The organism is Mesorhizobium sp. M0011, assembly GCF_040324155.1.
Taxonomy (GTDB): Bacteria; Pseudomonadota; Alphaproteobacteria; order Rhizobiales; family Rhizobiaceae; genus Mesorhizobium.
Genome location: NZ_JAMYVQ010000052.1, coordinates 1 through 22,492, shown reverse-complemented (window position 1 = coordinate 22,492; position 22,492 = coordinate 1). Strand labels below are relative to the sequence as shown.

Sequence of the window (22,492 nt, the reverse complement as noted above, 5' to 3'; positions counted from 1 at the left end):
GGCGCCACATCGGCCACCTCGTCGAAACCATCGAGGCAGCCGAATGCAAGAACTACTTCGAAAACGCAGGCTACGCTTCCGTCAAAATATGAAACGCTCTAGTATCTCGTCCTACGCCACCGGCCGGCCTTCGCTGGCTTCCAGGATGGCGAACCATTGCTGGCGGTCGAGGCTGATCTCCAACGCCTTGACCATGGCGGCCAGCCGTTCCGGCTTCATCGAACCCAGCACCGGCACCAATCGGGCCGGATGGCGCAATAGCCAGGCGATCGCGACGGCAGCCAGATCGCCGGCTCCGATCTCGGCGGCCACCGCAGCAAGCGCTGCCCGCACCCGCGCCTCGCGCCCCTCCTTGCCGGTGAACAGCGAGCCGCCCCCGAGCGGCGACCAGATCATCGGCGCATAGGCAAGGCGCTGCGCGTGGTCGAGGCTGCCATCGGTCAGCGCCGATGTCTTCAGCACCGACATCTCGATCTGGTTGGTGGCGAGCGCGAACGGCAGCCGCGAGGCCAGGAGATCGAACTGCGACGGCGTGAAATTGGAGACGCCGACCGCCCTCACCTTGCCTGATTTGACCAGCCCTGCCAGCGCGGCCGCTGTCTCGTCGGCATCCATCAGCGGATCCGGCCGGTGCAGCAGCAACAGGTCGATATAGTCGGTGCCGAGATTGGCAAGCGACCGCTCCACCGACGCAACAATATGGCCCCCACCGGTATCGTAGTGCTTCAGCCGGTTGTCCGGCCGGATTGGCGACTTCAGCATGATATCGCATTTCGAGATCAGCTCGATGCTGTCGCGCTTGCCTTCCCAGCGCGCCAATCCCGCACCGAAGGCCGCTTCCACCTCGTAGTTCCCATAGATGTCGGCATGATCGAAGCTGGTCAGGCCGAGACCGACGGCGGTGCCGATCAGCCGTGCGACCTGATCGGCATCCGGGCGGGCGGCGCTGTCGAGCAGACGCGAGGCGCCGAAGACCAACCGCGACAGCGACAGTCCGTCCCGAGTCAGCGCAATGCGGCTGTGACTCACACCTGCGCTCCATCTTCGGCGACGCCGGCGGTGACATTTGCGCGCGCCGCGGGCCTCGCCACCTTGGTGACGAACACGATGACCGCCAGCGTCAGAAAACATGCGCCCACCAGATAGGGCGCACCCCCGAAGGTCACCGGCGCGCTTGGCCCGGTGAACCAGGAAAAGATCGCCGTATAGAGCAGCGGCGTGATGATCGAGGTGATCGAGAAGATCGAGGTCATCGCGCCCTGCAACTCGCCCTGCGCCGAAGGCGGCACCTTGGCGGCGGCGAGGCTCCTCAGCGGCGGATCGGCCAGCGCTTCCAGGCAGCCGACGACGATCACCGCATAGATCATCCAGCCTTGCGACGCGAAGGCGTAGCCGAAGGCGCTGGCTGCCGTGAATGTCAGGCCGATGACCGCCGTCTTCCACTCGCCAAGCCTCGGGATCACGCGCGGCAGCACCGTCGCCATGACGATCGCACCGCACAGGCCGAAGGCGCCGAGCGAGAAGCCGATCTGCTGCTCGCTCCAGCCATAGCGGTAGCTGGAGACGAACGACCAGACCGCCGGATACATCATGTGCCCGAGCGTCATCAGGAAGAAGGTGAGCCCGATCCAGCCGATGCCTTGATATTGGCGCATCTGGAGCAGCGTGCCCACCGGGTTGGCGCGTTTCCACTCGAAGCGGCGGCGATGCTTGTCATCGAGCGTTTCCGGCAGGAAAAACAACGCAATCAGGAAGTTCACGAAGGCAAGCCCGGCGGCGAAATAGAACGGCACGCGCGGTCCGAATGTGCCGAGCAGCCCGCCCAGCACCGGCCCGATGACGAAGCCGACGCCGAACGCAATGCCGAGCAGGCCGAAATTCTTCGCCCGGTTCTCATCGTTCGAGATGTCGGCGATGAAGGCGGATGTCGTCGAATAGCTGGCGCCCGAAATGCCGGCCAGCACACGGCCGATGAACAGCATCGGGTAGGACCAGGCGACGGCACAGATCAGATTGTCGATGGAAAAGGTCAGCACCGAGGCGAGCAGGATCGGGCGGCGTCCGAACCGGTCGCTCAAGCCGCCCATGATCGGCGCGAAGACGAACTGCATCGCCGCATAGACGAAGAACAGCCAGCCGCCTTCGATCGCCGCGCCGCTGATGCTGACCCCGGTCAATTCCCTGAGATAGGCCGGCAGCACCGGCATGATCATGCCGAAGCCGATAATGTCGAGCAGCAGCGTGGTGAAGACGAGCGCAAGGCCCCGTCTGGCGGTTTTGGGGTCGATCATGCAGGATCAAGCTCCTCTGCTCGCCCTCAGGCGCAGGCGGACGCACTTATAGGCGAGCCCGCCGCAAGGAACAATGTGGGAACAGGCTGATTCTATTCATCCTGACACCCCCTGACGGCAACATCGCCGGCAGGTGAAGCTCGAAAACGATCTCGTCAGATCGGCCCACTCAGCGTGTTGCACTCCGACAGCTTGCCGCTCTTGTAACCGCGCGCCAGCCAGGTCTGCCGCTGCTGCGAGGTGCCGTGGTTGAAGCTTTCCGGCACAACATAGCCTTGCGTCTTCTTCTGCAGCGTGTCGTCGCCGATCTGCTTGGCGGCGTTCAGCGCGCTCTCCATGTCGCCCTGCTCCAATATGCCTTTCTGCCCGGTGTAATGCGCCCATACGCCGGCAAAGCAGTCGGCCTGAAGCTCGATTCGCACCGACATCTGGTTGGCTTCGACCTCGCCCATGCTTTGCCGCATCTGGTTGAACTTGGACATGATGCCGGTCAGGTTCTGCACATGGTGGCCAACCTCATGCGCGATCACATAGGCGCGGGCGAATTCGCCCGAAGCGCCGAACTGCTGATCGAGCTGCTGGAAGAAGGTCATGTCGAGATAGACCTTGTGGTCGCCGGGACAATAGAACGGTCCGGCCGCCGCGGAGGCAAAGCCGCAGGCCGAACGGACCTGGCCGGAAAACAGCACCAGTTTCGGATCCTCGTAGGTTAGGCCCTGAGATTTGAAGATGCCGGACCAGGTGTCCTCGGTCTCGGCCAGCACGGTGGCCACGAACTGCTTCATCTCGTCATTGGCCGGTGTGGCACCGTTGTCCTGTCCGCTGTTGTCGGTGATCTGGCCGCCGCCGCCCGGCAGCAGGCCGCCGTCGCCGCCACCCAGGATCGTCGACGGATCGAAGCCGAAATACCATCCGGCCAGCACCACCAGGATGACGAGGAAGATGCTGCCGCCGCCACCGGTGCGGCCGCCGATCGGAATGCGGAACTGGCCACCGCCGCCGCCGAGTCCGCCACCGCCGCTGTCGCTGCGGTCGTCCTCGATATTGTCACTCTGACGACGGCCCTTCCAGAGCATGGCAACTCCTCGTGCAGCAACTTCCCCGTTGTTCCGGGGCAACAAACAATTATCCCAATGGTTGCGCCAAGTCACAGCATTTTTCGATGGCCTTTTTGGCCATACGGGTCGCCTTGCGGCCAAGTTCGTTGCGGCGAGCGGCTCGGCGTTGCAATCGTCCCCATGGCCGAGACTATCGAAGACCGTTAATGTCCGTTTCTCTGGGAAGCGAGGGGCGCTTGCGGACGATCGGCCAATTCCTGCTGTTGCTGACGGCATTGACTTGTTTCGGCATCGGGTCCGCCCGTGCCGCCACGCTCGATTCCAGCGTTGCCGTCACCGATCCCGCCACCTTGCAGGCGCTGGAGCGTGGTGGCCTGTCGATCAGCCGCCTGCTGGGCCCGGCACTCGGCCTCACCCGCGAGGTCGACAATCGCGGCCTGTTTTCGGTGCCGGCGCTGGCCACGGTGCGCGACACAGTCAAGCGGCAGATAGCCGACGAGCCGAAGACCAGCCCCGACCCCTATGTTGCTGCCATGGCGAAGTCGAAGGACACCAGCCAGAAATTCAATCCGAAATACATCGATGACGACGGCTCGACGCTGGACCTGACCGGCGTCGTCAACCGCATGGACCGCGGCTATCTCGGCCACACCGAATGCGGCGAAATCCGGCTGATCTACCGTTTCCACTATTCGGTCGCGGAAAAGCCTGTGAAGGGAAAGGCGGGCCAGCGCATTTCCTCGCGCCTGCCGCTGACCATGAGCCTGGTGTTCAACGCCAAACCCAGGCAGGCACAAGCGCGCGCCTCGAAGGACCTGCCAAGCGCCACTGACGTGTCCTGCGCCGATGTTGCCCAGCGCTGGCTGGCAGCTGGAAAAAAAGACCTGCCACCCGACCAGCTTGCCGCCTGGCTGCGCTCCGACGAAGGGCCGCTGTCAGGCACCATGCTGAATTCGTCGCAGATCATGCGGCTCGAACTCAACATGCAGGTGCTCAGGCTGTCGGCCTCGACGCGGCGCGATTTCGGCGGCCATGCCGAATATCTCCTGAAGATCTTCAAATGGGATCCGGCTGCGTCCAGCTTCTATGAAGCGAAGATGGAAAACCAGATCGACCGCGCCATTGTGCTGGCCGACAAGCCGTCCTTCGCCAAATGGCTGCTCACCGACCGCAACATCTACGACCTCGACCATGGCCGGCTGGTGATCGACGAAAAGTTCCTGGCCAGGAGCGCCGTCTCCGTCGCCCCCGGCGGTCTCAGCCGGTCGCAGAACAACATCGTCTACGGGCTGGTCGACGACGCGGACATCGACAAGGCGCTGAAGAACTATATCGCCAGGGGCAACACACTCTCGACCATCAAGTCGGTGGCCGGCTTCAACTTGCGGCTCAACGAGATGAGCTGCACCGGCTGCCATCAGACGCGTGGCATTGCCGGTTTCCACTACACCGGCGCAGATCCGGTGAGCGAGCCGCGCCGCAACGCCGTCTTCGTGCCGGGCTCGGCCGTGTTCTTCGCCGACCTGCCGCGCCGCCGCGCCATCGTCGAGCAGTTCGCCGCCGGCAGTCAGCTAGACTTTACGCGCAGCTTCGCCGCCCGTCCGGACGCCAGATATGCCGAGGCGCTGAAAGACACCGACCTCTACAATGGCTGGGGCTCGATCTGCTATCGCGGCGAGGATGCAAGTTTCAAGGACTGGAGCTGCGGTGCGGGCCTGCGCTGCGCCGGTGTCCACGAAAGCGCCTTCCATCCAGGCTTCGGCACCTGCGTCAGCGAAGCAGGCACGGTGGTCGGCGACCCCGTCGAGTTCGGCGAGATCAAGATGTCGAGCTGGGGCAGCGACCAGTATTGCCGCCTGTCGCCGGCCACCGCCAAGGCCTGCGCCATCGACTCCGCGAAGGACAAGAAGCCGCTGGTCAAACTCGCCGGCTATGGCGCCGCGCGCCAGCGCTACGACAATCCGCAGCAGAAGACCGGCGGCTTTCCCGGTGGCATGCTGCGCAAGGCAAGCTGCGACAAGCTTCCCGACGAAGCAACGTGCGGGCGTCTGGCCAAGACCGGCTTCAACGACTGCATCGCGTCGGGCAAGGACCACAAATTCTGCACGAAGGAATTTACCAAGACCGCCGGCCTACGAGCCTGCGACAAGGCGCATCCCTGCCGCGAGGACTACATCTGCACCGCAGGCTATGACGATCTGGCGGAAGCGAAAGCTGGCAAAGGCACCTGCATTCCGCCCTATTTCATCTTCCAGTTCCGCGTCGACGGCCACCCGCGCAGCTGGGTGCAGGACGTCCGCGAGTGAGGGAACGGTTTGTTGAAAGCGCCGCCACCACGTCCCGGCAGACGGCGTTCGCCCAGAACAGCTGACGTCAACCTGACAGACGTCTAATCTTCCTGCTTGGCGCCGGCGCTCTTGCCGTCGGAGCTCTTCGAACGTTCCTCGAAACGAGCCGCGCCCTTTTTCAACGGATGGCCGGTCTCCGCTTCGGTCTTGCGCTCATCCCTGGCCGCCGCCTGTTTCAGTCCCTCGGCAGCCTGCTTGCCCTTTGCGGTCGGTGCCTGTTCAACGCCCATCGCTTCCTCCCTTGCCGCTCGCCTTGCGCGGATGTCAGACCCAACGTGCTCAGCGTGCGAGGGTTCCGGTGGCTGGGGAAATCCAGGCGGAAGCTCAGCGCACTGCTGTCATGGCCTTGCGGAAGGCTTCCAGCGTCTCGGCGCTGACATGGTGCTCGATGCCCTCGGCATCGATGCGCGCTGTCTCCGCACTGACGCCGAGCGAGCGCAAGAAAGCTTCCACCGTCTGGTGGCGGATGCGGCTTTCCTCCGCGACCTTGCGGCCGGCATCGGTCAGGAACACGCCGCGATAGGGTTTTCGCGACACCAAACCGTCGGTGCACAGCCTGGTCAGCATCTTGGCCACTGTCGGCTGGGCGACGCCAAGCCGTGCGGCGATGTCGACCTGGCGCGCCTCGTTGCCGTGCTCGATCAGATCGGCGATCAGCTCGACATAATCCTCGACCAGCGCGCTGCGGCGCGCTTCGCGCTGCTGCCGAAATCCCTCCGAATGAATTTCGGCGTCGAGCAGCGGCTCACGCGGGACTGGTCTGTTCTTCGGCGCCAATACGCGCTCCTCCCGAGGCTATCACCCGTCCACGCTTTCATAGCACGGGCTCTGATTCTTCAGGCCGTTTATTTGCATTCCGCCACAGGTGCAACCAGCGCTTCCGATTGCCGTTTCACCCGATGACCGCCAGCCGCCTAAAAGCAACGACAATGAAATATAGCATATTGCATAATGTTGAGCCATGGCATAGCTTGAGGCAACATCGTCCAGTCTCGCGGAAAGCCCTCCTTCATGTCTGAAGCCGAAGCCACAGCCTCCCGTTCCTCATGGCGGTTCGCCAGGCCCGACGAGGACGAGCAGCCCAGCCTGCGCGAAGTCAATTCCTCCATCGCCGTGCCGAACTCGGGCGTCTGGTTCCGTCGCCTGTTCGCCTTCATGGGTCCCGGCTACATGGTCTCGGTCGGCTATATGGACCCGGGCAACTGGGCGACGGATCTCGCCGGCGGCGCGCAGTTCGGCTACACGCTGCTGTTCATCATCATGCTGTCCAACCTGATGGCGATCCTTTTGCAGGCGCTGGCGGCACGGCTCGGCATCGCCACCGGCCGCGACCTCGCCCAGGCCTGCCGCGCCTACTATCCCCGTCCAGTCAATTTCGTGCTGTGGATCGCCTGCGAACTGGCCATCATCGCCTGCGATCTGGCCGAAGTCATCGGCACGGCGATCGCGCTGCAACTTCTGTTCGGCATTCCGCTGATCGGCGGCGCCATGCTGACGGCGCTCGATGCCTTCCTCGTGCTGCTGTTGATGAACAAGGGCTTCCGCTATCTCGAAGCCTTCGTCATCGCGCTTTTGATCATCATCTTCAGCTGCTTCGCCATCCAGATCTTCGTCGCCGCCCCGCCGGCCGGCTCGATCCTGCATGCCATGTTCGTGCCGTCGTCGGAAATCGTCACCAATCCGGCGATGCTCTACATCGCCATCGGCATCATCGGCGCCACCGTCATGCCGCACAATCTCTATCTGCACTCCTCGATCGTGCAGACCCGTGCCTATGAGCGCACCGACAAGGGCAAGCGCGATGCCATCAAATGGGCAACGACGGACTCGACCATCGCCCTGATGCTGGCGCTGTTCGTCAACGCCTCGATCCTCATCGTGTCGGCGGTCGCCTTCCATAACACCGGCCATCAAGACGTTGCCGAGATCGGCCAGGCCTTCGAGCTGCTGTCGCCGCTGCTCGGCCTCGGCATCGCCTCGATCCTGTTCGCGGTGGCGCTGCTGGCTTCCGGCCTCAACTCCACGGTGACGGCGACGCTTGCTGGCCAGATCATCATGGAAGGCTTTCTGCGCCTGCGCATCCCCAACTGGGCACGCCGACTGCTGACGCGCGGCCTCGCCATCATCCCGGTGGTGGTCGTCACCGCGCTCTATGGCGAAAAGGGTACCGGCCAGTTGCTGGTGTTCAGCCAGGTGATCCTGTCGATGCAGTTGCCTTTCGCGGTCGTCCCGCTGGTGCAGTTCGTCTCCGACAAGAAGAAGATGGGCAATCTCGCCATTCCGCGCGGCGTCGCCGCCCTTGCCTGGGTAGTCGCCGCAGTCATCCTGGGGCTCAACTTCAAGCTGCTCTACGACACCCTGTTCGGGATCGGCTAAGCTCCGCCTCGCCGGGACATCGGCTACCCTCTGCGCAGAGGGTAGTTTCGCGACAAATCGGCAATCCGCGCTATGTTGTCCCGCAGCATGGCCCGGATCGAAGACATCAGGAAATTCTACGCGCGGCTGCTGGCCGCCAATGCCGGCTCGCCCGACCCACGCCTGGAAGCGGCTTTCGCGGAGGTGCCGCGCGAAGCGTTTCTCGGTCCCGGGCCGTGGACGGTTATCGCCGGCAACGGCAAGGTCACGACGCCGAGCGCCGACCCGGCCCATGTCTACCAGAACGTGCTGGTGACGCTCGACGACGACAAGGGCATCAACAATGGCGAGCCCTTCCTGCATGCCATGTGGATCGGAAAGCTTGCGCCTAAACCTGGTGAGGCCGTCACTCATATCGGCGCCGGCACCGGCTACTACACCGCCGTGCTGGCCAGGCTGGTTTTACCAGGCGGCACCGTCACCGGCTTCGAACTCGACGAAAAACTGGCCGATCTGGCACGCAAAAATCTCGAAGCATATGGCAATGCAACGGTCGTCCATAGCGATGCGGTGACGACGCCCCTGCCGCCATCCGACATCATCTACGTCAATGCTGGCGTCGCAGCGCCACCAGCAGGGTGGCTGAAGGCGCTGCGGCCTGGCGGCCGCATGATCTTCCCCTGGCGCCCGGCCGAGCGCGTCCCACTGGCGGTGATGGTGATCCGCACGCAAAAAGGCTTCGCCTGCGATCCGTTCATGCGATCGTGGTTCATTCCCTGTGTCGGCGCCTCGCTCGCAGACTCAGCGTCGATGACCCCCACCCGCGAGCAGGCCGCGCGCAGCCGCTCGATCTGGCTGGTGCAGGACAAGGCGCCGGACGACACGGCCACCGCCATATCGGGCGATGTCTGGTTCTCGTCGGAAAGTCTCGAAGCCGGACCTCGCAAATGACGGCGGTTTGCCAAAATTTCATATGTCCTGTCGGACCGGTGGCTCGCCGACCGTCCTTGGGCTGAAGTCCGGCCACCGACGGCGTGGATCGAAGAACGGGAGCATTTGGAATGAGAAAGATCATCTCTGCGACATTCGTCAGCCTCGACGGCGTCATGCAGGCGCCCGGCGGCCCGCAAGAGGATCCGGTCGGCGGCTTCAAGTTCGGCGGCTGGACCTTCCATTACTTCGACGAGGCGGGGGCCGCGGCGATGGACGAACTGTTCTCCAAGCCTTTCGCCCTGCTGCTCGGCCGCAGAACCTACGACATCTTCGCCGCCTACTGGCCGTATCAGAAAGATCCGATCGCGGATGCCTTCAACCCCGCGACCAAATATGTGGCGACGCATCGGCCTGACACCCTCACCTGGCAGAACACGCAAGCGCTCGGACCCGATATCGTCGCGACGTTGCGCCGCCTCAAGCAGGAGGATGGGCCGGACCTGCTCATCCAGGGATCTGGCGATCTGATCCAGACTTTGCTCGCCAACGGGCTGATCGACGAAATTCGGCTGATGATCTTCCCGCTATTGCTGGGCAAGGGCAAGCGGCTGTTCGGCGACAGCGCGATGCCGGCCGCCTTCAAGCTCATCAAGTCGCAGGCAACCAGCACCGGCGTCATCATGGCGACCTACGAACGATCAGGCGAGATCAAGGTTGGGTCGTTTGTCACAGGGGAGCCGTCCGACGCCGAGCTCGAACGGCGCAAGAACTGGAAGTAGCAGGACGGCCTTTGCACCCTTTCCTCTCCCCCGATCGACGGGGTAGAGGAACCCAAGTTCTGAGAAGTCTCTCAAGCCGCCACGGGCCGCCGCGCCAGGCCATCGCGGATGTGCCGCGCGAATTCCTGCGCGGCCGGCCCGGCACCGTGCCTGGGCAGATGCAGAGTGATGGCAAAATTCGGCAGCGGCGGCAGGCCGGACTCCGCTGGCAATATGTCGAGATCCGCCGGCACGGTGGTGGCTAGCCAGGCGGTGACGGCGAGGTCGGAGCGCACCGTCGCCGTCGTCGCGTCGATGTTGCCGTTTTCGAACACGGTGCGCCACTCCAGCCCGTGCTCGCCGAGCGCCGCCAGCACCGCCGGGCGGAAGGCGCAGGTGTCGGCGACGATCGAAACCGGCAGCGGCCGCTTGGCGCGGGCAATGCCGCCCTTGGCACCGACCCAGACCAGCCGGTCGATGGCAAGGCACTCGCCCGCCGACGGGCCGACGCGTTCCTCGATCACCGCAAGGTCGATGGTCCCGGCCGCAAGGGCAGCAGCCAATTCCGGCGACGAGGCGCAGACCAGCGATATCTCGACCTGCGGATAGGTCTCGGCATAGGTCTTCAGCACCGGCGCCAGCAAGGTGCCGACAAGGTCGTAGGGCACGCCGAGCCGCACCTGGCCGGCCACCGGTGTCCCAGCCATCTCCGCCCAGATCTCGTCATTCAAGGCCAGCAACCGCTTGCCCCTGCCGAACAGCTGTTCACCGGCGCGCGTCAGCCGCAAGCCGCGCCGGTCGCGCTCGAAGAGGCTGGAGCCGAGCGCCTCCTCCAGCCGCTTGACCTGCTGGCTGACAGCACCTTGCGTCAGGTGCAGCGCATTGGCCGCCGCCGTCATGCTGGCCTTGTCGGCGACGGTGATGAAGGTGCGGATCAGCGCCATGTCGAGATTTCGGATCATGGCTGGCATTATCCATCCTAATGCCGACCATGGCAAACATTGCATTTACTGAAGTTCGCGCGCAGCTACGATCGCAGCCCTCTGACAGAGGACGCCGCATGCTCGAGCCCATTCTCCCGCTCATCCTTTTTGCCATCGTCGCCACCACCACGCCCGGCATCGCCACGACCCTGTCCACGGCGTCCGGGGCGCAGTTCGGCTTTCGCCGTTCCGTGCCCCTGCTGGTCGGCAGCGCCGCCGGCCTCGCCACGGTGACGGGTGCCGCTGCCGCCGGGCTCGCCGGTCTGCTGCTTGCCGTGCCTTCGCTGCAACTGGCCATGAAGGTCATCGGCTCGCTCTATCTCCTCTGGCTGGCGATCAAGATCGGCCGCAGCGGACCGCCCAATCTGGATGTGAGCATGGCCAGGCCGAACAGCTTTCTCGGCGGCGCCGGCATTCAATGGATGAACCCGAAGGGTTGGGCGATGGGTCTGGGCGCCGCGGCTTCGTTCGCGGCGCTGGCCAGCGGACCGATGCAGCTCGCGCTGCTGCTCGGCGCCACTTTCGGCCTCGCGGCGGCCGCCTCGCTTTCACTGTGGTGCGTGGCCGGAATGGTGCTGGCGCGGCTGCTCAAGACCGAATGGCAATGGCGCACGCTCAACATCGTGCTGGCGCTGGTGCTGGCCGCCTCGATCATTCCGATGTGGCGGACGGCGTAAAGCGCGGCCTTGCAGAACCTGGGTTCCTCGCCCCCGCAACGCGGGGGAGAGGTGGCCGCGAAGCGGTCGGAGAGGGGGCTTCGTAGGGCGGATACTTCTTGAAACTTGATCTCCGTCGAGCCAGTCCCCCTCTCCGTCTCGGCTTCGCCGAGCCACCTCTCCCCCACATTCGTGGGGGCGAGGAACCCAGTTTCTGCTATCGGCCTCGAAACCCTCAAGCCGCGTAGCGGGCCGCCGGCTTGTCGGCGTGCAGGCTGCCGTAGAAGGCCTGCCGGGCACCGAGGAAAATGTCCAGCTTGGCCGGCTCGGCGAGCGCCGGCACGGTGACGGCTTCACCCCTGGCAAGGCCGACAAGGGCCGCATCGACCATATCGTCGGCGCTCATGATGATTTCCTTCGGAAGCTGGTCGATATCGCTGCCGGCAAGCTCCCAGAAATCGGTCCGTGTCGCGCCCGGCAGCACCACCTGCACCTTCACCTCCGTACCCTCGACCTCGCGGTGCAGAGCCTCGGTGAAGTTGACGACATAGGCCTTGGTGCCGCTGTAGATGCCGCCGAACGAGGTCTCATAGGCGAGCACCGAGGCGATGTTGACGACCGCACCTCGGTTGCGCGCCAAAAACCCCGGCAGCACGGCACGGGTCAGCCGCGTCAAGGCGATGACATTGACCTTGATCATGCGTTCGGCAGCGTCCGCATCGGCGGTTGCCACCACGGACTGGCCGCCAAGGCCGGCATTGTTGACCAGCAGCGTCACGCTGTCGTCGCTGGCGATCTCCTGCTCGACGCGGCGGACGTCGTCGTCGTTGGAGAGGTCGGCGCTGATCACGCTGACCTTGCGGCTATAGGTCTGGCGCAGCTTCCCGGCCAGTTCCTCCAGCCGGTCGGCGCGCCGCGCCACCAGCACCAGATCGTAGCCCTGCCCCGCCAGCCGGTCGGCATAGACCGCGCCGATGCCCGCCGAAGCACCGGTGACGACCGCCGTGCCCTTGTTGCCCTGTCCACTCATTATCCTGTTCCTTCTTCGACTGATCTGGTTCGCTTCGACTGATCCGGCGCCGTGGCATCTGCCGCGCTGCCGGAAAGCCGCTTGATTTGAATTAATGGCATATGCCACTAATTGTGAAGTAGGCATATGCCACTATCTTGTCAATGATACGGACGAGGATTATTTGAGGGTAGCAGCCGGGCCTCATTCGCCGGCGCCAAGGACCATCATGTCAAAGGACAGCTTGCCCGGCCTCACGCTCTGCAACAACGCCGCGCTGCGCCGTGCGGCGCGCAAGCTCGGCAAGTTTTATGATGATGTGGTGGAGCCGTCAGGCCTCAAGGCGACGCAGCAGGGCCTGCTCTACCAGATCCACATCGGCGACGAGCCGGCAATGGGCGCTATCGCCGCGTCGCTGATCATGGACCTGTCGGCGCTCGGCCATACGCTGAAACCACTGATCCGCGACGGCTATGTCGAGACTTTCGCCGATCCGGAGGACCGCCGCGTCAAGCGTGTGCGGCTGACGCCGCAAGGGTTGGCCAAGCTCGAGGCAGCGATGAAGCTGTGGCAAATCGCCCAGCAGCGTTTCGAGGATGTCGTCGGCAGGGACAAGGCTGAAAAGCTGCGCGCGGCGCTGGATGACATCGCCGCGCTGGATTTTGATCTGCCCCCGGCCAGCTGAGCCGGCCGACGGCTTTCAAAGAGATTACTCGGCAGGCATCTCTACAGGCCGAGCCGCCCAGCGGCCGGCCACCACGATGCCAAGCCCGACGATCGGGAAGATCGCGGCGACCATGCCGAGATCGGCCGGCGCGCCGTAGCGCAGCACGGCGCCACCGACCACGGCGCCCAGCGCCACGCCGAGATAGAGCGCCGAGGCATTGAGCGACAGCACGATCGGGGCGGCGTCGGGCGCCAGCTTGATGATGCGGCTGGCCTGCGCCGGCGGGAAGGCCCAGCCGACGATGCCCCACGGCACCATCATCGCCATCAGCGCCGGTCCGGCAATATGCGGCGGCAGAAAGGTCGGGATGACCGACAGCAGGACCAGCATGCCGGCACTCAGCGCCAACGACCAGCCGACGGTGCGGGTCGCGCCGAACCGGTCGGCGGCCTGGCCGCCGCCAATGTTGCCGATGACGGCACCGACGCCGAAGGCGAGCAGCATACCGGGCAGCGCGATCTGGCTGAGACCGCCGCCCTCGATGGCAAGCGGCGCGACATAGGCAAAGACGGTGAAGGCGCCGATCAGCGCCAGCACTGTCGTCAACAGGATCGGCATCACGCCGGGACGCAGCGCTGCCGCCAGCCTGCGCTTCAAGGGCAGCCTGGTGCCAACGATGCCCCGCGGCAGCCGGTACCACAGGATCGCGCCCGCAAGTGCGCCAAGGCCGGCGATGGCAAAAAAGGTGCCGCGCCAGCCGGCAACGGTGGCAACGAGCGCGCCCAGTGGCGCACCCAGTGCAACGGCCACCGTGGTTCCGCCGACGACGACAGCGATGGCACGCGCTCGGTGATGGTCATCGACCAGCGCCACCGCGGTGCCTTGCGCGGTCGCGGCGAACAGGCCCGACGACAGCGCCATGACGATGCGCGCGATCAGCAGCAGTTCGAAGGAGGAACTCAAGGCAGCGGCGATGTTGCCGAGCACGAAGAACACCAGCGTCCACAGGATGACGCGGCGCCGGTCCCATTCGCCTGTCAGCGTCGCCAGGATCGGCGTACCGATCGCATAGGCGAGCGCAAAGGCGGTGATCAGCGTGCCGGCCAGCGGAATGGAGATGCCGGCATCCGCCGCGATGTCGGGCAGAAGGCTGGAGATGACGAAGCCTTCGGTCGAGATCGTGAACGATCCGAGCGCTAGCCAGAAAAGGCGCTTGTCCATGGCGGGATGTCCTTAGTTCAAAAGTTATTGAACAATTGGACATAATAGGGCATCATGTCAATGAAGTCAGGGAAAAATAGCTGAACCTTCCTGACAGCCCTGTGTCAGCACAGGTCGGGCGGGGTCGGCGCGAGACTGAGAAAGGCCGCGTGCGGGCCAACAATGATGGATGCGTTGAAATCGGACCCGACTGTGCTTAGTTTCGAGCCATGACCTTGCCACACCCCAATACGGACCAGATCAGCCTGCCGATCGTGCTTGGCGTGCTCGGCGATCCGACCCGGCTCGCCATCGTGCGCTATCTCGCCAGCAAGCAAGGCGTGCCGCTGAACTGCAGCCAGTTCCTCGATTTCGGCTCGAAGACCAATCTGAGCTACCACCTCGCCAAACTGCGCGAGGCCGGCGTCACCCGTGCCGAGGTGGTCGGCACCAACCGCATGATCACACTGCGCCGCGCCGATCTCGACGCCCGCTTCCCCGGCCTGCTCGACAGCGTCATCGCCGCCGCCGGCGACGATCCGGCACTGCCGGCGGTCGGCGGCCACGACATCGAAATCCACGCCTGAACGCCGAAGAATTTGGGTTCCTCGCCTTACGGACGTGGGAAAAGGAAAAGCGGCGTCACACAGGAGCCTCCCTATGCGCATCGCCGCCCTCGCCGATATCCACGGCAATGTGCTGGCGCTCGACGCCGTGCTTGACGATCTGAAGCGGCGCGGCGGCGCCGACCTGACCGTCAATCTCGGCGACAGCGTTTCCGGCCCGCTATGGCCGCGCGAGACGATGGAACGGCTGGAGGCGCTGAACCTGCCGACAGTGCGCGGCAACCACGACCGCCGTGTCGCCGCCGACCCCGCTGATGACACCATGTGGCCCTCCGACGCCTATGCGCAGGAGCGGCTGACCGAGACGCAGCGCCAGATGCTTTTCGCCCAGCCGCTGACGCTGGAGATCGCACCCGGAATCATCGCTTTCCACGCCCGTCCCGACCATGACGAGAAATATCTCGCCGATACCATCGTCAATGGCCAGCTGGTGCGTGCGCCGCTGACGGCGATCCGGCGGCGGCTGAAGGCGCTCGACCCGGCTTGCCGCATCGCGCTGTGCGGCCACAGCCACCGCGCGGAACTGATCCGCGTCCCCGATGGTCCCGTCATCTTCAACCCGGGCAGCATCGGCTGCCCCGCCTATGACGATTCCACACCGCCGGCGCATGTCTCCGAGCAGGGCTCGCCGCATGCGCGCTACGGCATCGTCACCTTGGGCAGCAACGCCAGTCCGACCGCTTCGAGGCCATCGCCGTCGACTACGACCACGAGGCGGCCGCCAGGCAAGCCGAACAGGCGGGCCGGCCGGAATGGGCTCACGCGCTCAGAACAGGGTTCATGCCCCTGTCCGGCTGAACGCTCTTGCGTTCATGCCCGGCTGAGTAGGCTCACGGCCTGGCGGGCCGGGTTGGGACCGGCGGAACGGCGAGCCGAATTTTCGGGCTTACATGGCGCCGCGTCGTCCCTTATAAAACCGGCCGGGCTTGCGGCGGGCTCGATCCGCCGCGGCATGATGTCAGCGCACGGCCAAACGATGAGGCGCACAGTTACGCTCCGAACAACCCTGCATGCGCTGATTGCTGCTCCGCTGTTGATGACGGCGTGGCCGGTGATTGCCCCCGCTATGGCTGAAGAGATGGCCCAAGAGGCGCCGGACCTCGTCATCTCCGTCGTCACCGGCCTGGCGCCGGACGACCTTCTCAAGGTCCGCACCACCGCATCGCCGGTCGCCACGGTCGAGGCGCGGCTGAGCAGCGGCGACATGGTCACCAATCTCGGCTGCAACGACATCAACGGCTACAAATGGTGCAAGATCGAGAGCACGGGCAAGGAGAAGCTGAGCGGCTGGGCGCCGGCGCGCTATCTCATCCCCCTCAATCCGGCCCCCTATGTCGAAGGCGAGACAAGACCGGCCGATGCGCCGGTGGTTGCCTCCACCGGCAGCGCCAATGAGGCCGGGCAGGCCTCGGCGCCGGATCAATCGCAGGCCACCAATAGGGCGCCGGTCGCACCGCCCGACCTGACAGCGCGGCTTGGCGGCGCCGGTCCGGCAGTCGAAAGCACGCCAAAATCCGCCACCGAAATCGGCCGCGCCGCGATGCAGGATGCGTACGTACTGGCGCTGGCGGCGCCTGACGTCCCGCTTGATTCCTTTCCGACGCCGGCTTCTGGCCCCGAGATTCCCTGCGCCCGCTATGTCGGCCAGCCAATGGAGCGCTGCAAGGTCAGCGTGGTGCACACCGCCGACAAGGCGAACATCACTGTGACCTGGCCCGATGGCGGCACGCGCATCATCTCCTTCCGTGCCGGCCAGCCGGCCGGTTCCGACGCGAACGGCAATTTCCGCTTCACTCGGGAGGGCAGCCTCAACATGATACGCATCGGCGAGGCCGAGCGGTTTGAGATCACGGATCAGCTGGCGCTGGGGAATTAGAATTTAGGGGAGTAGGGGAGTAGGGGAGTAGGGGAGTAGGGAGAGTATGTTTGGAATTCCCTCGAACCCAACCTATTCCCCTATTCCCCTATTCCCCTATTCCCCTATTCCCCTATTCCCCTACTCCCCTATTCCCCTATTCCCCTACTCCCCTACTCCCCTACCTCGCATTTTCGGGGTTACATCAGTCAGAACTCTTCCCTATAAGGCCCTCCTAGCCTGATACCAGAATCGCGAGCACAACCGGCCGGGTCTTCCCGTCCCGGTTTTTTGTGCAAGCCGCCCGCCGAACGGACCTTTGACATGCCAAGACGCACTGACATCAAGTCGATCCTGATCATCGGGGCCGGCCCCATCGTCATCGGCCAGGCCTGCGAGTTCGACTATTCCGGCACCCAGGCCTGCAAGGCGCTGAAGGAAGAGGGTTTCAGGGTCATCCTGGTCAATTCCAACCCGGCCACCATCATGACCGATCCGGAACTGGCCGACGCCACCTATATCGAGCCGATCACGCCTGAAGTGGTCGCCAAGATCATCGCCAAGGAGCGGCCCGACGCGCTGCTGCCGACCATGGGCGGCCAGACCGCGCTCAACACCGCTCTGTCGCTGCGCCGCATGGGTGTGCTCGAGCGCTACAATGTCGAGATGATCGGCGCCGACGCCACGGCCATCGACAAGGCCGAGGACCGCGCGCTGTTTCGCGAGGCGATGAAGAAGATCGGCCTGGAAACGCCGAAGTCGATGCTGGCCAACGCCACCGACGTCAAGAACACGGACCGCAAGACGCATGAGGCCGAGCGCGCCGCCGTCAAGGCCGAGGCCCCGGCCGATCTCGACGCCGCGCTCGACGCGCTGGAAACCCGCTGGAACCTCGGCGAAGGCGACCGCAAGCAGCGCTACATCAGCCATGGCATGGCGATCGCCGCCCAGGCGCTCGACCATGTCGGCCTGCCCGCCATCATCCGCCCGTCCTTCACCATGGGCGGCACCGGCGGCGGCATCGCCTACAACCGCGCCGAATTCTACGAGATCGTCCAGTCCGGCCTCGACGCCTCGCCGACCACCGAAGTGCTGATCGAGGAGAGCGTGCTCGGCTGGAAGGAGTATGAGATGGAGGTCGTCCGCGACAAGGCGGACAATTGCATCATCGTCTGCTCGATCGAGAACATCGATCCGATGGGCGTGCACACGGGCGACTCGATCACCGTCGCTCCGGCCCTGACCTTGACCGACAAAGAATACCAGATGATGCGCAACGCCTCGATCGCGGTGCTGCGCGAGATCGGCGTCGAGACCGGCGGCTCCAACGTGCAGTTCGCCGTCAACCCGGCCGACGGCCGCCTGGTGGTCATCGAGATGAACCCGCGCGTCTCGCGCTCGTCCGCTCTGGCCTCCAAGGCGACCGGTTTCCCGATCGCCAAGATCGCGGCAAAACTCGCCGTCGGTTACACGCTGGACGAACTCGAGAACGACATCACCGGCGGCGCCACGCCGGCCTCGTTCGAGCCGTCGATCGATTACGTCGTCACAAAAATCCCGCGCTTCGCCTTCGAGAAATTCCCCGGCGCCGAGCCGGTGCTGACCACCGCCATGAAGTCGGTCGGCGAAGTCATGGCCATCGGCCGCACGTTTCAGGAATCGCTGCAGAAGGCGCTGCGTGGCCTCGAAACCGGCCTGACGGGCCTGGATGAAATCGAGATCCCCGGCCTCGGCTATGGTGCCGCGACCGCTAACCACGCCGACGACCGCAACGCCATTCGGGCCGCACTGGGCACGCCGACGCCCGACCGGCTGCGCATGGTGGCGCAGGCGATCCGCATGGGCACGTCGCTGGAAGACGTGCACGCCATGTGCAAGATCGACCCGTGGTTCCTTGAGCAGATCGCCGGCATCGTGGCCATGGAAGCCCGCATCCGCGAGCACGGCATCCCCGAGGATGCCGTCAACCTGCGCATGCTCAAGGCAATGGGTTTCTCGGACGCCCGCCTCGCGTCATTGACGAAAACAGACGCCGAAGTGATTCAGAAAGCTCGCGAAAAGCTCGCCGTTCATCCGGTTTATAAGCGCATAGACACTTGCGCGGCCGAGTTCGCCTCGCCCACCGCCTACATGTACTCGACATATGAAGTGCCGTTTGCCGGCGCGCTGGCCGACGAGGCGCAGGTCTCGTCGCGCAAGAAGGTCGTCATCCTCGGCGGCGGCCCCAACCGCATCGGCCAGGGCATCGAGTTCGACTATTGCTGCTGCCACGCCGCCTTCGCGCTACGCGACGCCGGCTATGAAGCGATCATGATCAACTGCAACCCGGAGACGGTCTCGACCGACTACGACACGTCGGACCGGCTTTATTTCGAGCCGCTGACGGCCGAAGACGTGCTGGAGATCCTGCGCGCCGAACAGGCCTCGGGCGAGCTGGTCGGCGTCATCGTGCAGTTCGGCGGCCAGACGCCGCTGAAGCTCGCGGATGCGCTTGAAAAGGCCGGCATCCCGATCCTCGGCACCTCGCCCGACATGATCGATCTCGCAGAAGACCGCGACCGCTTCCAGAAGCTGCTGCACAAGCTCGGCCTCAGCCAGCCGAAGAACGGCATCGCCTATTCGGTCGAGCAGGCCCGCCTCGTCGCCGGCGAGCTCGGCTTCCCCTTGGTGGTGCGCCCGTCCTATGTGCTGGGCGGCCGCGCCATGCAGATCATCCATGACGAGGGCATGCTGCAGACCTATCTGCTCGACACCGTGCCCGGCCTGGTGCCGGAGGACATCAAGCAGAAATACCCCAACGACAAGACCGGCCAGATCAACACGCTGCTGGGCAAGAACCCGCTGCTGTTCGACACCTATCTCTCAGGTGCCATCGAGGTCGATGTCGACTGCCTCTGCGACGGCAAGGCGACCTTCGTCTCCGGCATTCTCGAACACATCGAGGAGGCCGGCATCCATTCGGGCGACTCGGCCTGCTCGCTGCCGGTGCACTCGCTGCCTTCGGAGCTGGTCGACGAGCTGGAGCGCCAGACGGCAGCGCTTGCCCGCGCGCTCAATGTCGGCGGGCTGATGAACGTGCAGTATGCGATCAAGGATGGCACGGTCTATGTGTTGGAGGTCAACCCGCGCGCGTCGCGCACCGTACCCTTCGTCGCCAAGACCATCGGCCGGCCGATCGCGAAGATCGCGGCCCGCATCATGGCCGGCGAAAAACTGGAAGACGCCTTCGCCCATTACGGCGCGATGCCTGATCCCCGCAACCCCGGCCACATCGCGGTCAAGGAAGCCGTCTTCCCCTTCGCCCGCTTCCCCGGCGTCGACATATTGCTCGGACCGGAAATGCGCTCGACCGGCGAGGTCATGGGCCTCGACCGCGATTTTGCGCTGGCCTTCGCCAAGAGCCAGTTAGGGGCCGGCGTCGACCTGCCACGCTCCGGCACGCTGTTCGTCTCGGTGCGCGACGAGGATAAGAAGGGCATCCTGCCGGCGGTCAAGCGCCTCGCCGGCCTCGGCTTCAAGGTGCTGGCCACCTCGGGCACGGCCCGCTTCCTCGCCGAAAACGGCGTCGACGCGCAGAAAATCAACAAGGTGCTGGAGGGACGCCCCCACATCGAAGACGCCATCCGCAACCGCCAGGTGCAGATCGTCTTCAACACGACGGACGGCCAGAAGGCGGTGTCGGACTCGAAGTCGCTGCGGCGCGCGACGCTGATGCAGAAGGTGCCGTATTATACGACGCTATCGGGAGCGGCCGCGGTGGCGGAAGCGATTGCGGCGCTGAAGGCGGGGAGTCTGGAGGTCAGGCCGCTTCAGGAGTATTTTGCCTAATTAGCTCTCTTCTCCCCGTTCAACGGGGAGAAGATGCCGGCAGGCAGATGAGGGGCAGCGCCAAACGTCCTCTGAAAAAAGCTCAAGCCAACACAACTGACAGAACGCCTTGGTTAATTCGGCAGTTTTAATATACCTTGCTTCCACAGGCTCCGAAGCCGGTTTCGAATATTCATTGCGACTTGCCCCACATTCAAGTGGCCGTATTCGAACGTGTGTCCATCAGTCCGTTGAGAAGTGCAATCTCATGAAGCGCCTCTATGTTCGCAACGCCGTCAGGCCGTTTGTAGTGGGGACCAATAATCCTTTCCCATTCGTGATTCTCAGGCCGCTTTGACCATGCTTCGCGTTGATCACTTGTAATGTCCATAATTTGCTCCATCCAACGGCTCTGATTTGAACTTAGTGCGAAGTGAGCGGCGGCAGAAGCATACCATCGATCTTGGCGCCGTAGCTCCCCCCAGCGGCATTGAACGTGTTGGCACGGTCAGTGACTACCCAAGGATATAGAATCCGGGCATTGTTCCCGAATGGGCTATTTGGGGAAGTGTTTTCACCGCGCCTTTGCGGGTTCCGTACTCTTTACTGACAAAGTTTCAATTGTTGGTGGCGTTCTCGCTCCCGCGATATTCTTTGCGCGCGGCGAGGCAATGGATGCCGCGTATCAAGGTTATCTCGCGTGGACGATTCTAACGGTGGTCGGCGGTGGTATTGCGCTTCGGTTGGTGACCGCGCCGTATTTTATTTGGAAGGATGACTAAAGGGAAATTTCTAGGCTTCGCGAGGAAATAGCAAATACCTCGCGCAAGAGGCGCCAATTCTTCGAAGAGACTTTCCTTCAGGATCGAGCCGACTTGGCCCGCCAGCTGACCCACTATGCCATGGTCAATGCCCCGATGGACGCGTTCTCCGATTTCGACGCGGACGCACATCTGAATGAAATTACACGTAAGGCCGTCATACAACTGGGAGATCCAAATTTCCGTGTTTATTGGGAAACTTTCTGTTTCGCGTTCCGAAATCTGGTGCGAGGGGCGAAGTTCGCTAAGGATAATGTAGATCGTCTCGCAGACGAGCACCTGCGGCTTCTACGCGACCGATTCGATTATGATTTCAGTGCAATGAAAGCAGGATCAACGGCCTTGATATACATATTAACCGAAAATCATGATCACAATAAAGTATATGTGGAACTCCTTGAGAGATTGAACGCCAAATACCCACATGTCCAATTTGATGACATAATCGCTAGTTTGTGGACACTGTCTGACCCCCAATCGCTTCCAGACGTCGACGAAAAGAAGCCGCTGTAGCCCCGCCTCAAGCCACCGCCACACACTCGATCTCGATATCAAACTCCATCGGCCATGACGCCACCGGCACGAAGCTGCGCGCCGGCGGGTTCGTCGAAAAGTACTTCGCATAGACCCGGTTGATGACGTGGTAGAAGCCGGAATTGACGGCGTAGATGCGCACCATCACCACGTTTTCCAGCGAGGTGCCCGCCGCTTCCAGGCAATGCTTCAGCGCCTTCAGCGACGCCTCGGTCTGCGTTTCGATATCGCCGCGCACCATCTCGCCGGTCACCATGTCCACCGGCGGCGTCGCCGAGATGAACACGAAGCCGTTGGCCCTCACCGCTGTCGAGCAGGGAAGGCCGAGCGCCCGCACCTTGTCCGACATGACCGGCACTTCGATGATTTCCTTCTTCATGGTGATCCTCCCTTTGGTTGCATCAGGCTGCCGCTTTAGTTCTCATGAAGAGGACCCCCTAACCTCCTCCCAAGGGCAGGGCTATCGCATGTGGATTCTTGCGAAGAAGGGGTAGTGTGCTGAGAGTTCTGCAAATTCGCTGAGAGAGGGCGGTCATGGCAGGCTGGTGATGTTCAACGTCACCGATTCCCGCGAAGGAACGCCACCATGAC

Annotated in this window: 20 protein-coding genes and 1 pseudogene; 12 read left to right on the top strand and 9 right to left on the bottom strand. The window is 63.7% G+C overall.

The features are described from left to right. Positions 1-111: 111 nt before the first annotated feature. The 3 genes from NKK51_RS31140 to ypfJ form a co-directional block, all read right to left on the bottom strand. Positions 112-1,029: an aldo/keto reductase gene (locus NKK51_RS31140; protein ID WP_352556109.1), complete on the bottom strand. Its 918-nt coding sequence runs from the start codon at positions 1,027-1,029 to the stop codon at positions 112-114. Continuing rightward, positions 1,026-2,291: a TCR/Tet family MFS transporter gene (locus NKK51_RS31135; RefSeq protein WP_352440444.1), complete on the bottom strand. Its 1,266-nt coding sequence runs from the start codon at positions 2,289-2,291 to the stop codon at positions 1,026-1,028. Before NKK51_RS31135 ends, NKK51_RS31140 begins: the two co-directional genes overlap by 4 nt. A gap of 155 nt (positions 2,292-2,446) precedes the next feature. Beyond that, entirely contained in the window at positions 2,447-3,367 is a 921-nt protein-coding gene (gene ypfJ / locus NKK51_RS31130) for a KPN_02809 family neutral zinc metallopeptidase (protein WP_352556107.1), read from the bottom strand. Between the two features lie 188 nt (positions 3,368-3,555). Between ypfJ and NKK51_RS31125 the strand changes: the two genes are divergently transcribed. After that, positions 3,556-5,655, top strand: a complete 2,100-nt coding sequence (locus NKK51_RS31125) for a hypothetical protein (protein ID WP_031212682.1) — start codon at positions 3,556-3,558, stop codon at positions 5,653-5,655. 83 nt (positions 5,656-5,738) lie between these two features. Here the strand turns inward: NKK51_RS31125 and NKK51_RS31120 are convergent, their stop codons facing one another. Continuing rightward, positions 5,739-5,927, bottom strand: coding sequence for a hypothetical protein (locus NKK51_RS31120; protein WP_352440442.1), 189 nt, complete (start codon positions 5,925-5,927; stop codon positions 5,739-5,741). Positions 5,928-6,021: 94 nt separating this feature from the next. Then, positions 6,022-6,474, bottom strand: a complete 453-nt coding sequence (mntR, locus tag NKK51_RS31115; protein ID WP_352556105.1) for a manganese-binding transcriptional regulator MntR — start codon at positions 6,472-6,474, stop codon at positions 6,022-6,024. Between the two features lie 234 nt (positions 6,475-6,708). On the opposite strand from mntR, the gene NKK51_RS31110 reads away from it, so the two are divergent. The 3 genes from NKK51_RS31110 (at position 6,709) to NKK51_RS31100 (ending at position 9,764) form a co-directional block, all read left to right on the top strand. Further along, entirely contained in the window at positions 6,709-8,073 is a 1,365-nt protein-coding gene (locus NKK51_RS31110; RefSeq protein WP_352556103.1) for an Nramp family divalent metal transporter, read from the top strand. Between the two features lie 87 nt (positions 8,074-8,160). Beyond that, positions 8,161-9,003 carry a protein-L-isoaspartate O-methyltransferase family protein gene (locus NKK51_RS31105; RefSeq protein WP_352556101.1) on the top strand — a complete coding sequence of 281 codons (843 nt, stop codon included), beginning with the start codon at positions 8,161-8,163 and terminating at the stop codon, positions 9,001-9,003. Positions 9,004-9,113: 110 nt separating this feature from the next. Next, positions 9,114-9,764 (top strand): dihydrofolate reductase family protein, encoded by a 651-nt coding sequence (locus NKK51_RS31100; protein WP_352556099.1) that lies wholly within the window; start codon positions 9,114-9,116, stop codon positions 9,762-9,764. A gap of 71 nt (positions 9,765-9,835) precedes the next feature. On the opposite strand, the gene NKK51_RS31095 is transcribed toward NKK51_RS31100, so the two are convergent. After that, positions 9,836-10,705, bottom strand: a complete 870-nt coding sequence (locus NKK51_RS31095) for a LysR substrate-binding domain-containing protein (RefSeq protein WP_352556111.1) — start codon at positions 10,703-10,705, stop codon at positions 9,836-9,838. Between the two features lie 98 nt (positions 10,706-10,803). Between NKK51_RS31095 and NKK51_RS31090 the strand changes: the two genes are divergently transcribed. Next, positions 10,804-11,403 carry a LysE family translocator gene (locus NKK51_RS31090; protein WP_352556097.1) on the top strand — a complete coding sequence of 200 codons (600 nt, stop codon included), beginning with the start codon at positions 10,804-10,806 and terminating at the stop codon, positions 11,401-11,403. A gap of 214 nt (positions 11,404-11,617) precedes the next feature. Here the strand turns inward: NKK51_RS31090 and NKK51_RS31085 are convergent, their stop codons facing one another. After that, a complete protein-coding gene (locus NKK51_RS31085; protein ID WP_352556095.1) occupies positions 11,618-12,412 on the bottom strand; it encodes an SDR family NAD(P)-dependent oxidoreductase in 795 nt (264 codons plus the stop codon). A 208-nt stretch (positions 12,413-12,620) separates the two neighbouring features. Here NKK51_RS31085 and NKK51_RS31080 point away from each other — a divergent pair, with 208 nt between their 5' ends. Further along, positions 12,621-13,076 (top strand): MarR family winged helix-turn-helix transcriptional regulator, encoded by a 456-nt coding sequence (locus NKK51_RS31080; protein WP_352556093.1) that lies wholly within the window; start codon positions 12,621-12,623, stop codon positions 13,074-13,076. Between the two features lie 24 nt (positions 13,077-13,100). Here NKK51_RS31080 and NKK51_RS31075 read toward each other — a convergent pair whose 3' ends face one another. Further along, positions 13,101-14,279, bottom strand: a complete 1,179-nt coding sequence (locus NKK51_RS31075; protein WP_352556091.1) for an MFS transporter — start codon at positions 14,277-14,279, stop codon at positions 13,101-13,103. Between the two features lie 209 nt (positions 14,280-14,488). Here NKK51_RS31075 and NKK51_RS31070 point away from each other — a divergent pair, with 209 nt between their 5' ends. The 6 genes and pseudogenes from NKK51_RS31070 to NKK51_RS31045 all read left to right on the top strand — a co-directional run bounded on the left by NKK51_RS31070 (position 14,489) and on the right by NKK51_RS31045 (position 21,880). Further along, positions 14,489-14,845 (top strand): ArsR/SmtB family transcription factor, encoded by a 357-nt coding sequence (locus NKK51_RS31070; RefSeq protein ID WP_127260980.1) that lies wholly within the window; start codon positions 14,489-14,491, stop codon positions 14,843-14,845. Positions 14,846-14,918: 73 nt separating this feature from the next. After that, positions 14,919-15,682: pseudogene (locus NKK51_RS31065) on the top strand (metallophosphoesterase family protein). Positions 15,683-15,860: 178 nt separating this feature from the next. Continuing rightward, positions 15,861-16,760, top strand: a complete 900-nt coding sequence (locus NKK51_RS31060; RefSeq protein ID WP_352556089.1) for an SH3 domain-containing protein — start codon at positions 15,861-15,863, stop codon at positions 16,758-16,760. 303 nt (positions 16,761-17,063) lie between these two features. Then, entirely contained in the window at positions 17,064-20,567 is a 3,504-nt protein-coding gene (gene carB, locus NKK51_RS31055) for a carbamoyl-phosphate synthase large subunit (protein WP_352556087.1), read from the top strand. Positions 20,568-21,097: 530 nt separating this feature from the next. Beyond that, positions 21,098-21,328 carry a hypothetical protein gene (locus NKK51_RS31050; protein WP_352556085.1) on the top strand — a complete coding sequence of 77 codons (231 nt, stop codon included), beginning with the start codon at positions 21,098-21,100 and terminating at the stop codon, positions 21,326-21,328. Between the two features lie 93 nt (positions 21,329-21,421). Then, positions 21,422-21,880 carry a hypothetical protein gene (locus NKK51_RS31045; protein WP_352556083.1) on the top strand — a complete coding sequence of 153 codons (459 nt, stop codon included), beginning with the start codon at positions 21,422-21,424 and terminating at the stop codon, positions 21,878-21,880. Positions 21,881-21,887: 7 nt separating this feature from the next. Here the strand turns inward: NKK51_RS31045 and NKK51_RS31040 are convergent, their stop codons facing one another. Further along, positions 21,888-22,280, bottom strand: a complete 393-nt coding sequence (locus tag NKK51_RS31040) for a Rid family hydrolase (RefSeq protein WP_352556081.1) — start codon at positions 22,278-22,280, stop codon at positions 21,888-21,890. Positions 22,281-22,492 lie beyond the last annotated feature (212 nt).